Raw genomic sequence first — 15,473 nt, forward strand, 5'->3', positions numbered from 1 at the left:
ATGATTATGTCTTCCATGCTATCGAGTCAGGCAATGGCGTCCTTCTTGCCCAAAAAAGAACTGCTGGGTTTTGTTGTGCTTGCGTTTATTTTGGTGGTGGTTCTGCCGCTGAGTTTGGATATTTTCCGCCTTAATTTGGTGGGCAAATATTTAACCTATGCCTTTGTTGCGGTGGGACTGGTGCTCTGCTGGGGCTACGGCGGTATTTTAAGTTTGGGGCAGGGCGTGTTTTTTGGATTGGGTGGCTACGCCATGGCGATGTTTTTAAAACTGGAGGCATCAGACCCGGAAAGCACCAAAATCCAATCCACCCCCGGCATTCCCGATTTTATGGATTGGAACCAGCTCACCGAATTGCCGTTTTTTTGGCAGCCCTTCCACAGTTTTGGTTTTACTTTACTCGCCATTATTGTGCTGCCCAGTCTGCTCGGTTACATCATTGGTGTAGCTATGTTTAAACGCCGTGTTGGTGGTGTTTACTTTGCGATTATTACCCAGGCGATTGCGGCGATTCTCACCATTTTAATTATTGGCCAGCAGGGTTATACCGGCGGTGTGAATGGTATGACCGATTTGCGCACGCTGCACGGCTGGGATATTCGCACCGACAACGCCAAGTATGTGTTTTATTTTCTGTGCGTATTTATGTTGTTTGTATGCTTGCTCATCGCGCAGTTTATTCGCAAAAGTAAATTGGGCCGCTTGTTGGTGGCCATGCGCGATAAAGAAGACCGCGTGCGTTTTTCCGGGTATGACGTTTCCAATTTTAAAATATTTGTTTTTTGTGTCGGCGCGGTGTTTGCGGCAATTGGCGGTGCACTCTTTACCTTGCAAGTAGGTTTTATGTCGCCAACCCTGGTGGGCATAGTGCCTTCTATTGAAATGGTAATCTTTTGCGCGGTGGGTGGGCGGCTCTCCATTATCGGTGCAGTTTATGGCGCACTGGTGGTGAACTTTGCCAAAACGTCTTTCTCGGAAAGTTTCCCTGAACTCTGGTTGTTTGCGATGGGCGGTTTATTTATCGCCGTGGTCATGGCATTCCCCAATGGATTGGCTGGTTTATACAACACCTATGCTGCGCCCAAGGTGGATGCGTTGATGGATAAGCTCTTCGCCAAAAAAGTGCCAACTCCCTCGGTAGCCACAAACGCTGCGAGCACAACCGAGTCGCCAATCTCACCCGCTAAAACCCCTGAGCTTAAACCAGCTTCCAAAGATTCACACCCTATGCCACAAGGAGCACTCCATGAGTAATACAGACTTTGTATTGGCGGTAGAGGGGCTCACCGTTTCTTTTGATGGTTTTAAAGCGGTGAATGATTTGAGTTTTTATGTGGATGAAAATGAAATCCGCGTAATCATCGGCCCCAACGGTGCAGGTAAAACGACGGTGTTGGATTTGATTTGCGGGCGCACTAAGGCCACCGAGGGATCGATCAAGTTCCGCAATAAAGAACTCACCAAAATGAAGGAGCACGACATAGTAAAAGCCGGTGTTGGGCGCAAGTTTCAAACGCCGTCGATTTATAGCGATTTAACCGTATTTGAAAATTTGGAAATTTCGTTTCCGCGCGGCCGCTCGGTATTTGGTGCACTGGTATTTAAACGCGATGAAGAAGTCGTGAACAAAGTCCATGAAATTGCCAATATGATTTTTTTGGGTGACCAATTAGACAGGCAAGCGGAGCTGCTCAGCCACGGGCAAAAACAATGGCTGGAAATTGGCATGTTGTTAATGCAAGACCCTGACTTGTTGATGCTGGATGAACCTGTGGCCGGTATGTCGGTGGGCGAGCGGCAACAAACGGCAGAATTACTGCGCAGCATTATTAAAGATCGCTCGGTGATTGTGATTGAACACGACATGCAATTTGTGGCGCAGATTGCCGACAAGGTGACGGTGTTGCATCAGGGGAAAATACTCGCCGAAGGTTCGGTGGATAAAGTGAAGAATGATCCAAAAGTGATTGAAGTTTATTTGGGCCATTGATGACTGTGTAGCAATAACAGCTAAACCGACGGAGTAAATACTTATGTTATCTGTAGCCGATTACCGGGTCAGTTATGGCCAAAGTGAAGTGTTACACGGTTTGAATTTTGAAGTGAAACCGCGCGAAATTGTGGCAGTGATGGGGCGCAATGGCATGGGTAAAACCACGCTGATGAAATCACTCATGGGTGTTATTCCCAGCAGTAGCGGCAGCGTTAAGTTAGACGGCAAAGAAGTCAGCCAATTAAAAAGTTATCAACGTGTTGCCAGTGGTTTTGGTTTTGTGCCCCAGGGGCGGATGATTTTTTCCAGCATGACGGTGAAGGAAAATATTGAAACCGGTTTAACCACTACCAAGCGCCGCTCAGTGCCGCGCGAATTGTACGATATGTTTCCGGTGCTATTGGAAATGCGCAACCGGCGCGGCGGTAATTTGTCCGGCGGCCAACAGCAACAATTGGCTATTGCACGGGCATTGGCCAGCGACCCTAAAATGTTATTTTTGGATGAACCTACCGAGGGTATCCAGCCATCGATTATTCGCGAGATGGGGCGCACCTTAAAAATGATTCGCGACCAGCGCGGTTTATCCATCGTGGTATCGGAACAAGTATTAAGTTTTGCACTGGATATTGCCGACCGCATTTTGGTGATCGAGAAGGGACAGATAGTTCATGAAGAGCTGCGCGCAACGGTTAACGAAGCCAAGGTCGCCGCTTATTTATCGGTATAAATCCATTCACCAAAAGTTTCCTGCCAGCGTTTGCTAGTCTCGGGCAATCGCTGGCTTTTTTATCGGCTATTTTTTTCTTTTTTCGTATCAATCCTCTCGATCTGCTGGCGGTTCCATATCGGGGTGGTCGGGCATCTGGTCCGGTTTGCAGGCGAGTGCAGTTGAGTCGCTAAAACGCGGCGGAAGTGCACAGACACCATTAATCATTTCATCATTGCGCCCGGCAAAGGCGCAGGCATCGTTTTCGCTCAGGCCTTTACAGGCAAGTAGTGCTTCTTCCGGTGGGCCGGGGTGAGTGTGCTCGCGCTGTTGGCGGTCTTCGCGCAGTGGTCGCTGTTGGTCGGCCGCATACACAGGTTGGGCAACACTGTGCAGCAAAACTCCGGCAACGCCTGCCATCTTTAACAGTTTAATAATCATATTAATTTACCTCGCAGTGGTGAATTGTCATCAAGTGATAGTGAGACGCAACAACCGCCTTGTGGTTCGCGGCAATATCGAGGAATCACAGTATTTGCACAATCGGGTTTTTCGTGGCTTTTATTGCAGGCTTTTTTGCAGAGTCCCGGTAAACCCCGTATATTGTTTGACAGACGGCAGCGCGGCTACAGCGATTCAATACCGATAATAAATTCTTATAAATAGAGAGAAGATCAACCGTGGATAAACTCGTTTTTAGTTTTAATGACGTTCCGGTCATTCTGATTATTTTTCAGTCTTTTTTGTTTGCCATACTTTTATTGGTGGCAAGAATTGGCAAACGACAGGCCAATATTTTTCTTGCGTTTTTCCTCATGGCCCTGGGGTTGGATGCACTGGATGCAATGATTTATTGGAGCCCCAGCATCAAACATGTTTACCTCTCCGATCATGTGCATATTTTTTATTGTTTAAAGTTCAGTGTTTACCTTGCGGCGCCCACGCTCTATTTCTATGTCAAATCACTTTTATATGCCGATTTTGTTTTTTCTCGCAAAGATTTATTACATTTCATTCCGCTTGCACTCTTCCCTGTACTAATTGCTGCACTCTATTTGAGTTTGGGCGAAGAGGGGCGCGAGTTGGGCATCACCCAATTTGGCCTGCTTTACAGCAACCCGATTTATCAAGTGCATTTGTGGGTGCGCAATATTTTGTACGTGGGTTACGGCGTGGCTTGTTTGCTGTTGTTGGTGCGCTACAAAGAAGAGCTGAAACAGCGCTACTCCAATATTGAAAACATCGATATGTTCTGGCTCACCATGCTGGTCGGTGGGTTCCTGATGATTTGGTTTTGGGTATTTATCTCTTACCTGATTACCCTGTTCAGTTCATCCATGTGGTTGGGCAATGTGATAGGTATCTCCGGCAATGTATTTAATGCGATTTTTGTGAATGCGCTGGTGGTTTACAGCATGGCGCATGTCACGATTGGATACACCTTGAACCCCGCTGAAGAAAAAGTGGAACCGGGCGAGCACAAGGAGGTAGACAACATAGACCCAGGCATTATGGAGAAGCTGAACCAACTGATGCTGGAGCGCGAGTTATTTTTGGACCCCGACCTCACCCTGGAACAATTAGCGGACATCACCGGCATTTCTGCACGCAAAATTTCATCGGCGATTAATCGCACCGGTAAACAAAACTTTTTTGATTACATCAATAATTTCCGGGTGAAAAAAGCCGCGGATATTTTGACAAATAGCAATGCCAAATTGTCGATGTTGGATGTGATGGCCGATGCGGGTTTTAACAGCAAATCCACGTTTTATCGCGCCTTTAAAAAAATCACCAATATGACGCCCACCGAGTATCAAGAGCAGGCGGGCAAACAACAGCCTTGAGCTGTTTTTAGCTGCTGAGTCCATACGTCAAATAGCGTAGTTAGCCGCGCTATTTGTCGTATTGTTGCTGCTCCCCCGCAATTGGATACTGACCCAGTCCCGCGACAATTCTTTGTCCCACTTACTGGAGTCAGCACCATGGCCGAAACCATTATCAAAATAGATTTAAGCAAATCCCCCTACGAAAACGAGATGATCCACAACCGTTGGCACCCGGATATTCCCATGGTGAAAACGGTGAAGCCGGGCGATGATTTTATTATTGAATGTTACGACTGGACCGGCGGCCAAATTAAAAATGACGACTGCGCCGACGACGTGCGCGATGTGGATTTGTCGCAGGTGCATTTCCTCTCTGGCCCTGTGGGTGTGGAAGGAGCTGAGCCGGGTGATTTGCTGGTGGTGGACATTCTGGACATTGGCGCGTTTCAGGAGAGCCTCTGGGGTTTTAACGGCTTTTTCTCCAAACAAAATGGCGGCGGTTTTTTAACGGAGCATTTTCCGGAAGCGCAAAAATCCATTTGGGATATTAACGGTATGTTTACCAAGTCCCGCCATGTGCCCAACGTGGAATTTGCGGGTTTGATTCATCCCGGCTTGATTGGTTGTTTGCCCTCCAAAGAAATGTTGATGGAGTGGAATAAACGCGAAAAAGAACTCTACGACACTGAGCCGGATCGCGTACCCGCACTCGCCACCCTACCTTATGCCGATACTGCCCACATGGGCAAAATGGCACCCGATGCGGCCAAAATTGCGGCGGCCGAAGGCGCGCGCACTGTGCCGCCGCGTGAACACGGCGGTAACTGCGACATTAAAGATTTATCGCGCGGTTCCAAAATTTATTTTCCTGTGTACGTGAAAGGCGGTGGGCTGTCGGTAGGCGATTTGCACTTTAGCCAAGGCGATGGCGAAATCACTTTCTGCGGCGCGATTGAAATGGCCGGTTGGATTCATCTGCGGGTGAATTTAATTAAAGACGGCATGGCGAAATACGGCATTAAAAACCCGATTTTCAAACCCAGCCCCATTGCGCCCAAGTACGACGACTATTTGATTTTTGAAGGTATCTCGGTGGATGAATATGGCGAGCAACATTATTTGGATGTGCACGTCGCCTATCGTCAGGCCTGCTTGAATGCCATCAACTACTTAACCAAGTTTGGTTACTCCAAAGCACAGGCCTATTCGATATTAGGTTGTGCACCGGTGCAAGGGCATATTTCTGGTGTGGTGGATATCCCCAATGCCTGTGCAACGCTCTGGCTGCCGACGGATATTTTCGACTTTGATGTAAACCCATCCGCCGAAGGCCCGACCAAAAAAGTCTCGCCGGGAATGGATGTACCTTTGTCGAAAGATAAATGACCCCCTCCCAACCTCCCCCTTGTCAGGGGGAGGAGCTAGATGTTCCCTCCCTTTGTGAAGGAGAGGGTTAGGGTGGGGTAAAAAAATCCTGGAGTTGAATATGCCTGTTTACGATTACAAATGCGCCGAGCACGGTTTGTTTTATGAATTAGCGGCGATGGATGAATCCAGCCAGCCCAAAGCCTGCCCGCAGTGCAACACACTCTGCGCGCGGGTAATTATGGTGGCGCCGGAATTTTTGGATATGAAACAAGAAAATCGCGTAGCCCATGCGCGCAATGAAACAGCGATGCACAGCCCGGTGTTATCCACGCCGGAATATCGCGCTGAGCAACAGGCGCGGCGCGAGCACAAACATGGCAAGGGGTGTGGTTGTGGCGATAAACCGATTCGCAAATCCAATCTGCTCTATACCGCCGAGGGCAATAAAATGTTTCCTTCCATGCGCCCCTGGATGATTAGTCACTGACGGCTAGCGGGCTGTGGCCTGGCTGCGCAGTGTGTCTATGTAATCGTTGAGTGTGCCAAATAAATCCGATAGCAATTCGGGAGCCTGCATACATTTTGCGGTTCCCATAATTCCCTGATAGCTCGCCATAATAAACATAGCAATGCGGGTCGGGTTGATATCGGCGCGCACATAACCCTGCGCTTGGCCCTGTTCCAGTGCGGTCACCACCGATTGATAAATGGCTTCCATCGCCATTTCCAAACGCTGGTGAAAACCTTCGTCCAATGCTGCCATTTCCTGATTCAAATTATTGAGCGGGCAACCGTTAAAACACTGTTCATTGCGGTAGCTCTCGGCTTTCCACAAAAATAATTGCTGCATGGCGGTGAGCGGATCGGGGTGTTTGCTACTGAATTCCTTCCAGTTGTGGTGGAAATGCTCCATCAAAATCTCATCCACTACCGCATAACCCAGAGCCAGTTTATTGGGGAAGTGATGGTAGAGCGCACCCTTGGCGAGATTGGTTTTTTGCAGGATGGCATCGATACGCATGCCCTGATAGCCGTTTTGGTAAATCTCCTCATAGGCGGCTTCCAAAATACGGCTGCGGGTTTGTTCGGCGTTGCGTTCGGTGACCATGGTGCTCTCGTTAATCTCGTTTTTATGGGTAGTTTTTATCTGGGTTTTGGATGTCTATATCTATTGCCAGGCGGCGGTTCGGTGGCGGCACTATGGCATCTATTTAAACAAATTCATTCGAACTAATGAATCTGCCAGAGGTATTGAAAGCCAAGCGCGCTGCCAATCAGTAAAACCCCCAGCGTCACAAAACCGTATGCCAAAAGGCGCAGTACACGCACATGGGTTTGCAGCCCTGTGGAAAACTCCGGGTAACCCAGCATGGGGATGTGATCGAGTGTGTAGAGGGGGCGACTAACGCGAGAGTGCAGCTCGTTCATAAGAGTCTCCTTGCGGTCAAAATCGGGGATCGCTCCGGTTATTAAATGCCAACCGACTGGTTGGTCGGTATTTAATAACAGACCATTTGGTCTGTCAAACAGGGTTTTGTGTAAAAGTGTGCGTCTTTTCAGTGCAGGCGCTATGCTTCGCTACTTGATCAATCCCTACCGAGAAATGTATGAACTCTTTAACCCCCAATACCAACCGTTACAGCACCCTGTTGATTGCGCTGCATTGGTTTATGTTTGTGTTGCTGGTGGCGGTATTTGTCACCATCGAAATCCGCGGTCAGTTTCCCCGTGGCAGCGAGCCGCGCGACTTGGTGAAGGCCCTGCATTTTATGTTGGGCATAAGTGTGCTCTTGCTGGTGGTGGTACGCCTTGCGCTGCGCTTGTCCAGCAAAACACCGGCGATATTGCCTGCGCCCAAACTTTGGGAAAACCTGCTGGCCAAACTGGTTCACATCAGCCTCTACGCCTTTATGATTTTTATGCCAATTGCCGGCTGGGTGATTCTGAGTGCCGAGGGGCATGGCGTACCTTTTTTTGGTGTGGAGCTGCCGCCGTTAGTGGACAAAAACCCAGGCTTGGCAGAACAAGTTGAGGATTTGCACAAACAAGTCGGCACCATTGGTTATTACCTTATTGCGCTGCATGTAGTGGCGGCCCTGTTTCACCACTATGTGAAACGCGACAATACCCTGCTGCGTATGTCGCCCTTCAAATCCAAATAACCCGGTTCAGTCGCAGGAGCTTGTGTATGCGTCATCGCGAAATACATCGTTCACACCATGCCGGTTGGCTGCGCGCCGCGGTGCTGGGAGCTAACGACGGTATTATCTCTACTGCCAGTTTGATGATGGGCATTGCGGCTACCGCGAGCGACAGCGCAGCGATTGTGCTGGCAGGCGTTGCGGGTTTGGTGGCTGGCGCCATGAGTATGGCGGCGGGTGAGTATGTGTCGGTGCGCTCCCAGGCAGATACCGAAGCCGCAGACCTGGCGCGTGAACGGCACGAACTGGCGACCGACAGCGAAGCCGAGCATCGCGAGCTGGAGGAGATATATGTCGCCCGTGGGCTGGAGCGGCCATTGGCCAAAGAGGTGGCAAAACAACTGATGCTGCACGATGCACTGGGGGCCCATGCGCGCGATGAGTTGGGCATCACCGAAGTGATGAGTGCTCGCCCTTTGCAGGCTGCACTTACCTCAGCGGCCACCTTTGCGGTGGGGGCTGCGCTGCCGTTGTTGGCCCTGTTGTTTGTTCCAGCGTCCCTGATCGTCCATTCGGTGGCAGGTATCTCGTTACTGGCGCTGCTGATACTTGGCGGAGTGGCCGCTAAAGTGGGCGGCGCGCCGGTGTTGCCGGGCGCTTTACGGGTAGGTTTTTGGGGCGCGGCAGCTATGTTGCTCACCTATGCCGCCGGCCATTTCTTTGGCGCGCTTTTGTAAACTGAATGTCGCAAGTTCGTTGGGGCTGCATCTAAAATGCCATCCCCAAGAACCATCTCCAAAAACCATCCCGGATGAATTAAGACGCTGGTAATTCGCCGCCAAAAATAACCGCAATAACCTCGCTCATGGCGCGGTTGATGGCGGCAAATCGTTCGCTGCTCGCCGTTAGGCTAGCTGCTGTCTGGGTATAGGTTGAGCCGTCTATATCATCACCACAGTTTTCAATGAGCGCCGCTGCCGAGTCGGGCGTGGTTTCCAGGTGGAATTGAAAGCCATAAACCCGGTCGCCATAACTAAACGCCTGATTCAGGCAGGCCTCGCTGCTGGCCAAAAGTAGTGCCCCGGGCGGCAGTGCAAAGGTGTCGCCATGCCAGTGAAATACTTCCGGGTAGCGCGCCAGTATCCGGGCGATTGGGTGATCTTGTGCGGTGGGCTGAACGGTAACAGGCCACCAGCCGATTTCTTTGTGGGCATTGCGAGTGACTTTGCCGCCCAATACATCGGCAATCAGCTGTGCTCCCAAACAAATTCCCAGCACAATTTTTCCGGCATCTATGGCGTTTTTGATCAGTATTTTTTCAGCGGCGAGCCAGGGATAAATGGCCTCATCGTAAATACCCATGGGGCCACCCATCACAATCAATGCATCAAAATCTGTCACCGCGGGTGCAGCATCGCCGCTATACCAATGGCTGGTAGTGAGTGAATACCCGCGCCGCCGGAAATCCTCTGCCATGCTGCCGATATCTTCAAAAGGGACGTGTTGCAAGCTGTGTATTCGCATGATGCGCTCCATGAATTGGAAGTAAGGGGCGTTTTGGTTGATGGCAAACGGTAGCGATTATGCAGAATTCATCACGCAGCTTGGCGATTAATTGCGGGCAATTGGCGCCAAAACCGCTGATTGTCTGACGATTGGTGTATACTCGGGCACAGTTTATGCGTGCAATTAATACGCAAATTGTGCGCTCTCCTGCCCCCCGGCTTGTCTGCGTGACAGCCTTTTAGAGCCTCTGGCTACACATTTTTGGTGAATAGATTGATCGGAAAACTGTTTAAAAAACTAATAGGTTCAGCGGCTGACAAGCCTGAAAAAAAGGAAGCAAGCCCCTCTGCGAGTGATAAAACTGCTGCCAAAAAGCACCCGCGTGAGCGCAGTGGTCAAACGAATAGTCAGCGTGATCGTGGCAACCGCAATCAGCGTGATCGCTCCGGCCACAAACACGAGAGTCAGCCCGCTGCTGCGGTAGCTTCCAGTAATAACTCCCCAACCAATGCCAAACCGCCGCGCCACTCCAATGCCCCTCGCCCAAAACGGCCAGCCAAGGTAGATCATGGCCCCTGGGATTTGTCGCAATTCCCGGTGGAGGCTGAAGAAGGCAAAGCCCGTTTCCACGATTTTGATCTTGAATTACCGCTGATGCGCGCCATCGCGGATTTGGGCTTTAAATATTGCTCGCCTATTCAGGCGCAATCGCTGCCCCACGCCTTGCAAGGTAAGGATGTGGTAGGTAAAGCGCAGACAGGCACAGGCAAAACCGCTGCATTTTTAACAGCGATTATTGATGACTTGCTGAAAAACCCTATCAGTGAAAAACGTTATGCGGGCGAGGCAAGAGCCTTGATTATTGCCCCCACGCGCGAACTGGTGATCCAGATTGCCGATGATGCTAAAAAGCTCTGTAAATACACCGACCTGAAAATTCATACGCTGGTAGGCGGTATGGATTACGTGAAGCAGCAGCGTCACCTGCATGAGGATCTGGTAGATATTCTGGTGGCCACGCCCGGGCGTTTGCTGGATTTTTGCGGTAATAAAGATGTCTATCTGGATCAGTTGGAAGTGCTGGTTATCGATGAAGCCGACCGCATGTTGGACATGGGTTTTATCCCCCAGGTGCGCCAAATTGTGCGTCAAACGCCCAAGCGGGAAGATCGCCAAACCCTGTTCTTCTCGGCGACTTTTACCGATGAAGTGCGCATTTTGGTAGAGCAGTGGACTTACAAACCAGTCACTGTGGATATCGAGCCGGAATCCGTTGCCAATGAGCGGGTAGATCAGCATGTGTATCTGGTTTCCACTGAGGAAAAATACACACTCCTGTACAACCTGATCCAACAGGAACACGCCGAGAGCATGATCGTGTTTGCCAATCGCCGCGATGAGTGTCGCGATTTGCAGGAAAAGTTGGAGCGCCACGGTATCAAGGCGGGTTTACTCTCCGGTGAGATCGCTCAGAACAAACGGGTGTCCACGCTGGATGCATTTAAATCCGGTGAAATCAAAGTGCTGGTAGCTACCGATGTCGCGGGTCGCGGCATCCATATCAGCGGCATCAGTCATGTGGTGAATTTCACCCTGCCGGAAGAGCCGGAGGACTATGTGCATCGCATTGGTCGTACTGGGCGCGCGGGTAAAACCGGAACCTCTATCAGTTTTGCCTGCGAAGACGACGCCATGTTGTTGGAGCCGATTGAAAAACTGCTCGGCAAGGTCATCAAATGCGAACAGCCACCTGAATACCTGATGCTGCCACCGCCAGAAAGCCTGCCGGCCCCGGCGCGGGCACGCAATTCAGGGGAGCGCTACAGCAACCGCTCGGTAGGTAATCGCCCCGGCGGAAATCGCAGTCGCCGGCCGCGCAACTAATCCGATATAAAGCGCAATTAACCCGATAGCAGGGCACGCCAAGCGGCTAGCCCTGCAACAGCCGGCGGTTTGCCGGGCATACCTATCGCTTGGAATATTTATGTCTTCAGCGAAATCAGCCCTGTTAAGTCTGCATCTGGGTGCCTTTTTAATGGGCGCCACCGGGCTTTTTTCCAAAATCATTGAGTTGCCTGCTTGGGATATCACGGGTTACCGCACCTGGGTGGCCGCCTTGGTATTGTTTGCCTGGGTGTGGTGGCGTGAGCGCAATGTCGCCCTGCGCTCCGCGCGCGATTATCGCCGTATGCTGCTTCTGGGTGCGCTTCTGGCACTGCATTGGGTGACTTTTTTCTATTCCATGCAGGTCGCCAATATCGCAGTGGGTATGATCTCGCTTTACGCCTATCCGGTGGTTACCGTCTTTTTGGAGCCTTGGCTCAAAGGCACCAAACTCGACTGGCGCGATGTAACCAGCGGTTGCCTGGTGTTATTTGGTATTTACTGGCTGGTGCCGGAATTTACTTTCAGCAATAACATGACCCAGGGAGTTATTTGGGGCGTTATTTCGGCAGTGACCTTTGCCGTGCGCAACTTGTTGCTCAGTCATTGGTTCAGCGATCAAACGGCTGCCCGCTCCATGAGTTATCAAGTGTTAATTGTGGCGCTGCTGATGACGCCGGTATTGCTACTCTCACCGCATCAGCCCAGTGCAAAAGACGGTTGGTTACTGCTGTGTTTGGGCATCTTTTTTACCGCTTTTACCCATACCCTGTTGGGCTACTCCCTGCGTTACCTGAAAGCCAAAACTGTCGGGCTGGTTGCTTGCCTGCAGCCGGTTTATGCGGTGGGTTATGAAATTGCGGTGTTACACACCTATCCTGATATGAGCACGCTATTAGGCGGCAGCGTCATTATTGCGGCGGCGATTTATGAATCGGTGCGCGAGCACAGCAAGGCGGCGGCCACAGCAGCCATTAACCTTTGATTATTCGCTCTGGCTAACAGCCCGGAGCAAGTAACGGCCCCAGAGTGAGTAACAATCCCAGAGCGAGTCACAACCAAGTGCGAGGTGTTTCCATGACTGAGTTAATGCCTGTGGTTTTTGTTCCCCATGGTGGCGGCCCTATGCCCTTGTTGGGCGACGCCAATCACCGCGAGCTCACCGCATTTATGCAATCACTGGCTAGCCAATTGCCGCGCCCCAGTGCGATCCTGGTGATCAGTGCACATTGGGAAGAGGAGGTTGCCAGCATTAGCTATTCACCGGCGCCGGGCATGCTGTTTGATTACTATGGTTTTCCGCCGGAGAGTTATGAATTTAATTACCCTGCGCCGGGTAATCCCGAGCTGGCAAAACAAATACAACAGTTGTTGATAGCGCAGCAGATTGAGGCGCGGCTGGATAACCTGCGCGCTTATGATCACGGTACTTTTGTGCCGCTGATGTTGGCCTATCCTGCCGCCGATATTCCGGTGGTGCAGTTGTCCCTGTTGGCATCGCTTGATCCTGCGGCGCACATCGCCATGGGCAAAGCGCTTGCGCCGCTGCGTGAGCAGGGTGTGCTGATTCTCGGCTCGGGAATGTCGTTCCACAATATGCGCGCTTTTTTCTCTAATGACCCCGGCGTGCGCGGCAAAAGTGAAATTTTTGATTCCTGGCTTAGCGACACGCTTACCCACCCGGATCTGAGCCACGCCGAGCGCGAGCAGCGTTTGGTCACTTGGGCAAACACGCCGCAAGGACGTTTTTGCCATCCCCGCGAAGAGCATTTGTTGCCATTACATGTGTGTTTTGGTGCGGCTTGTGCAGAGCGCAAAGCGGCCCAGCAAAATTTCTCCGGGCTGTTATTCAATACGGCTATTTCAGGCTACCTCTGGTGTTAAAGATCTCGCTGTTTCAAGGACTTGGCGCATTTTTCAAAAGTTTGGCTACACTCTTTGGATACCAGAACAAAATAGAGTAAGCCACGATGAAAAAAATTCTGATCGTTGAAGACAGCGATATGGTGATGAAAATATTGCGCCATTTGGTGCAAGCTTCATCACTTCCCTACGAGGCGGTGTATGCGACCAGCCTGGCGCAGGCGAGCAGTTTGTATAGCGAATCCCCCAATGATTTTTTTGCTGCGCTGGTAGACCTTAATTTGCCCGATGCGCCGGATGGCGAAGTGGTGGATTTTACCCTCAGCAAAAAAATTCCCAGCATAGTGCTCACCGGCTCCTACGACGAAAAACGCCGCGAGCAACTTTTTAATAAAGGCATAGTGGATTACGTAACCAAAGAAGGCCGTTACGCTTACAGCAAAGCAGTTGCCATGATTCAGCGGCTGGAAAAAAATCAGCACATTAAAGTGTTGGTGGTGGATGATTCGGATATGTCGCGCAAACATATGGTGAATTTATTCCGCCGGCATTTATTTCAGGTGATTGAAGCGGTTGATGGTGTAGATGCCATTAAAGTGCTGTTGGAAAACCCTGAGGTAAAATTATTAATCACCGATTACAACATGCCTAAAATGGATGGCTTTGAGTTGGTGCGCAACCTGCGCTACAAATACGACAAAACCGATTTGATTATGATTGGTGTGTCCGGTGAAAGTAGCGAGGCATTGTCTGCTAAATTTATCAAACACGGTGCCAACGATTTTTTGCGCAAGCCATTTCATCCGGAAGAGTTTTACTGTCGCATTATCCACAATATAGAGTCGCTGGAATTGGTGGAGCAGATCACCTATAACGCCCAGCGCGATCACCTGACCGGGCTTTACCATCGCTCCCATTTTTTTAACGCGGCGCGTGAGTTGTATAAATCCGCACAGGAAAAGTCAGCTCCCTTGGTGATGGCAATTATTAATATCGATAATTTTAGTGAAATTAACCAACAGCACGGCAATGCCTGGGGTGATCTTGCCCTTAAACAAATTGCCAGTCGCTTGGCCGCCATGCTGGATCGCTTTTTATTGGCGCGTGCGGATAGTGACGATTTTTTTGTGATGATGCCGGGGCTTGACCATGAAAAAGCGGCTGCGTTTTTGAGCAAAGTGAAACAATTGCTGGCCGCAGAGCCGATTAATATCAATGGTGATTCGCGCCATATTTATTTCAGTGCAGGAGTCACCGGGCAGTTAAAAAATAGCCTGGATGAACAAATCACCACCGCCAATGAATACCTGCGGCGCGCTAAAGAAGCGGGCGGCAATATGATTGTGGATGATGGTGACGAATAAATATACGCATTCTTTAATGGCAGGGGCGCGATTAATCGCGCCTTTTTTATGTTGAATGGCTTTTCAAAGGCCGCCACTTTCAAAGGTGGCGCACTTCTTTAATCCAATAAATAGTTGCACCGGCTACTGCAATCGGCGTAACAACAATATTCAGCACTGGCACCATACTGCCTAATAAAATAATGGCGCCATAGCTATAACTGGTTAAAGGTTGACTGTTTAAGCGGCGCCGCAGCTCCCGAAAACCCAATTGGTGGTTGTCTGCCGGATAATCGGCGTATTGCACCACCATACTCCAGCAACCCCAGAGTGCAGCGACAATAGCCGCGATCAGATTTAACCCGGGGATAAATAAACAGAAGCCTAATAAAATCAACACCAATAAACCGCGGCTTACAAAATACCAAAGTTTTACCAGTTCACGTTGCAGTGTTCGGGGAATTAATAAACTCCAGGGCTCCTCTGGTGGTGTATTACCCGTTAGGTGAGTTTCCACTTTTTCAGCGAGCAGGCCAAAAAAAGGCGCCGCAATAAAATTGGTAATCAAATTAAAGCTGTAGCCATAAACCACTAAAAAAATAAACGCAACCAGCGGCCATAACAGCCAGGCTAACCAATCCAGCCAATCGGGCGACCAAGCCAAAATCTGGTTAAAAAAATCGCCGAAGGCATTAAACAGCGCAGCAGTAATAGCGACAAAAATAATTATATTGATCAACAGCGGAATCAAAATAAAGCGGCGGAAACCTGGTTTGATAATTAATTTCCCGCCCTCTACAAAATAATCCAGCGCCTTACCGGGTGAGCCTTGCATTT

Annotated in this window: 17 protein-coding genes; 12 read left to right on the top strand and 5 right to left on the bottom strand. The window is 50.2% G+C overall.

Annotated elements, in window-relative coordinates:
• Nucleotides 1-6 precede the first annotated feature (6 nt).
• Genes urtC through urtE form a run of 3 tightly spaced genes read left to right on the top strand, consistent with a single transcriptional unit; the run spans nucleotide 7 to nucleotide 2,723 of the window.
• Nucleotides 7-1,254: an urea ABC transporter permease subunit UrtC gene (urtC, locus tag ACFODX_RS00780; RefSeq protein WP_378115066.1), complete on the top strand. Its 1,248-nt coding sequence runs from the start codon at nucleotides 7-9 to the stop codon at nucleotides 1,252-1,254.
• On the top strand, nucleotides 1,247-1,990 hold the full coding sequence (gene urtD / locus ACFODX_RS00785) for an urea ABC transporter ATP-binding protein UrtD (RefSeq protein ID WP_378115068.1): 744 nt from the start codon (nucleotides 1,247-1,249) through the stop codon (nucleotides 1,988-1,990). Before urtC ends, urtD begins: the two co-directional genes overlap by 8 nt.
• 43 nt (nucleotides 1,991-2,033) lie before the next feature.
• Nucleotides 2,034-2,723: an urea ABC transporter ATP-binding subunit UrtE gene (urtE, locus tag ACFODX_RS00790; protein ID WP_324258341.1), complete on the top strand. Its 690-nt coding sequence runs from the start codon at nucleotides 2,034-2,036 to the stop codon at nucleotides 2,721-2,723.
• 87 nt (nucleotides 2,724-2,810) lie between these two features.
• On the opposite strand, the gene ACFODX_RS00795 is transcribed toward urtE, so the two are convergent.
• Nucleotides 2,811-3,143 (bottom strand): hypothetical protein, encoded by a 333-nt coding sequence (locus tag ACFODX_RS00795; protein WP_378115070.1) that lies wholly within the window; start codon nucleotides 3,141-3,143, stop codon nucleotides 2,811-2,813.
• Nucleotides 3,144-3,382: 239 nt separating this feature from the next.
• Here ACFODX_RS00795 and ACFODX_RS00800 point away from each other — a divergent pair, with 239 nt between their 5' ends.
• The 3 genes from ACFODX_RS00800 to ACFODX_RS00810 all read left to right on the top strand — a co-directional run bounded on the left by ACFODX_RS00800 (nucleotide 3,383) and on the right by ACFODX_RS00810 (nucleotide 6,386).
• Nucleotides 3,383-4,549, top strand: a complete 1,167-nt coding sequence (locus tag ACFODX_RS00800) for a helix-turn-helix domain-containing protein (protein ID WP_378115072.1) — start codon at nucleotides 3,383-3,385, stop codon at nucleotides 4,547-4,549.
• 138 nt (nucleotides 4,550-4,687) lie between these two features.
• Nucleotides 4,688-5,917 carry a formamidase gene (gene fmdA / locus ACFODX_RS00805; RefSeq protein ID WP_378115075.1) on the top strand — a complete coding sequence of 410 codons (1,230 nt, stop codon included), beginning with the start codon at nucleotides 4,688-4,690 and terminating at the stop codon, nucleotides 5,915-5,917.
• Nucleotides 5,918-6,017: 100 nt separating this feature from the next.
• Nucleotides 6,018-6,386 carry an FmdB family zinc ribbon protein gene (locus ACFODX_RS00810; protein WP_378115077.1) on the top strand — a complete coding sequence of 123 codons (369 nt, stop codon included), beginning with the start codon at nucleotides 6,018-6,020 and terminating at the stop codon, nucleotides 6,384-6,386.
• 3 nt (nucleotides 6,387-6,389) lie between these two features.
• On the opposite strand, the gene ACFODX_RS00815 is transcribed toward ACFODX_RS00810, so the two are convergent.
• Together ACFODX_RS00815 and ACFODX_RS00820 are read right to left on the bottom strand one after the other, a co-directional pair.
• Complete coding sequence (locus tag ACFODX_RS00815) at nucleotides 6,390-7,007, bottom strand: TetR/AcrR family transcriptional regulator (protein WP_378115079.1); 618 nt, start codon at nucleotides 7,005-7,007, stop codon at nucleotides 6,390-6,392.
• 122 nt (nucleotides 7,008-7,129) lie between these two features.
• Nucleotides 7,130-7,327 (bottom strand): hypothetical protein, encoded by a 198-nt coding sequence (locus ACFODX_RS00820; RefSeq protein WP_378115081.1) that lies wholly within the window; start codon nucleotides 7,325-7,327, stop codon nucleotides 7,130-7,132.
• A 179-nt stretch (nucleotides 7,328-7,506) separates the two neighbouring features.
• On the opposite strand from ACFODX_RS00820, the gene ACFODX_RS00825 reads away from it, so the two are divergent.
• Nucleotides 7,507-8,061 carry a cytochrome b gene (locus ACFODX_RS00825; RefSeq protein ID WP_378115083.1) on the top strand — a complete coding sequence of 185 codons (555 nt, stop codon included), beginning with the start codon at nucleotides 7,507-7,509 and terminating at the stop codon, nucleotides 8,059-8,061.
• A 26-nt stretch (nucleotides 8,062-8,087) separates the two neighbouring features.
• On the top strand, nucleotides 8,088-8,777 hold the full coding sequence (locus tag ACFODX_RS00830) for a VIT1/CCC1 transporter family protein (RefSeq protein ID WP_378115085.1): 690 nt from the start codon (nucleotides 8,088-8,090) through the stop codon (nucleotides 8,775-8,777).
• Nucleotides 8,778-8,856: 79 nt separating this feature from the next.
• On the opposite strand, the gene ACFODX_RS00835 is transcribed toward ACFODX_RS00830, so the two are convergent.
• Nucleotides 8,857-9,564, bottom strand: coding sequence for a type 1 glutamine amidotransferase (locus ACFODX_RS00835; RefSeq protein ID WP_378115087.1), 708 nt, complete (start codon nucleotides 9,562-9,564; stop codon nucleotides 8,857-8,859).
• 246 nt (nucleotides 9,565-9,810) lie between these two features.
• On the opposite strand from ACFODX_RS00835, the gene rhlB reads away from it, so the two are divergent.
• The 4 genes from rhlB to ACFODX_RS00855 all read left to right on the top strand — a co-directional run bounded on the left by rhlB (nucleotide 9,811) and on the right by ACFODX_RS00855 (nucleotide 14,657).
• A complete protein-coding gene (gene rhlB, locus ACFODX_RS00840; protein WP_378115089.1) occupies nucleotides 9,811-11,430 on the top strand; it encodes an ATP-dependent RNA helicase RhlB in 1,620 nt (539 codons plus the stop codon).
• 100 nt (nucleotides 11,431-11,530) lie between these two features.
• Nucleotides 11,531-12,415: a DMT family transporter gene (locus tag ACFODX_RS00845; protein ID WP_378115091.1), complete on the top strand. Its 885-nt coding sequence runs from the start codon at nucleotides 11,531-11,533 to the stop codon at nucleotides 12,413-12,415.
• Nucleotides 12,416-12,507: 92 nt separating this feature from the next.
• Nucleotides 12,508-13,314 (top strand): DODA-type extradiol aromatic ring-opening family dioxygenase, encoded by an 807-nt coding sequence (locus tag ACFODX_RS00850; RefSeq protein ID WP_378115093.1) that lies wholly within the window; start codon nucleotides 12,508-12,510, stop codon nucleotides 13,312-13,314.
• A gap of 86 nt (nucleotides 13,315-13,400) precedes the next feature.
• Nucleotides 13,401-14,657 (top strand): response regulator, encoded by a 1,257-nt coding sequence (locus tag ACFODX_RS00855; RefSeq protein WP_378115095.1) that lies wholly within the window; start codon nucleotides 13,401-13,403, stop codon nucleotides 14,655-14,657.
• A 79-nt stretch (nucleotides 14,658-14,736) separates the two neighbouring features.
• On the opposite strand, the gene cysZ is transcribed toward ACFODX_RS00855, so the two are convergent.
• Nucleotides 14,737-15,471, bottom strand: coding sequence for a sulfate transporter CysZ (gene cysZ / locus ACFODX_RS00860; protein ID WP_378115097.1), 735 nt, complete (start codon nucleotides 15,469-15,471; stop codon nucleotides 14,737-14,739).
• Nucleotides 15,472-15,473: the final 2 nt, after the last annotated feature.

The sequence above is a fragment of the Cellvibrio fontiphilus genome, from assembly GCF_042646205.1.
GTDB lineage: Bacteria > Pseudomonadota > Gammaproteobacteria > Pseudomonadales > Cellvibrionaceae > Cellvibrio > Cellvibrio fontiphilus_A.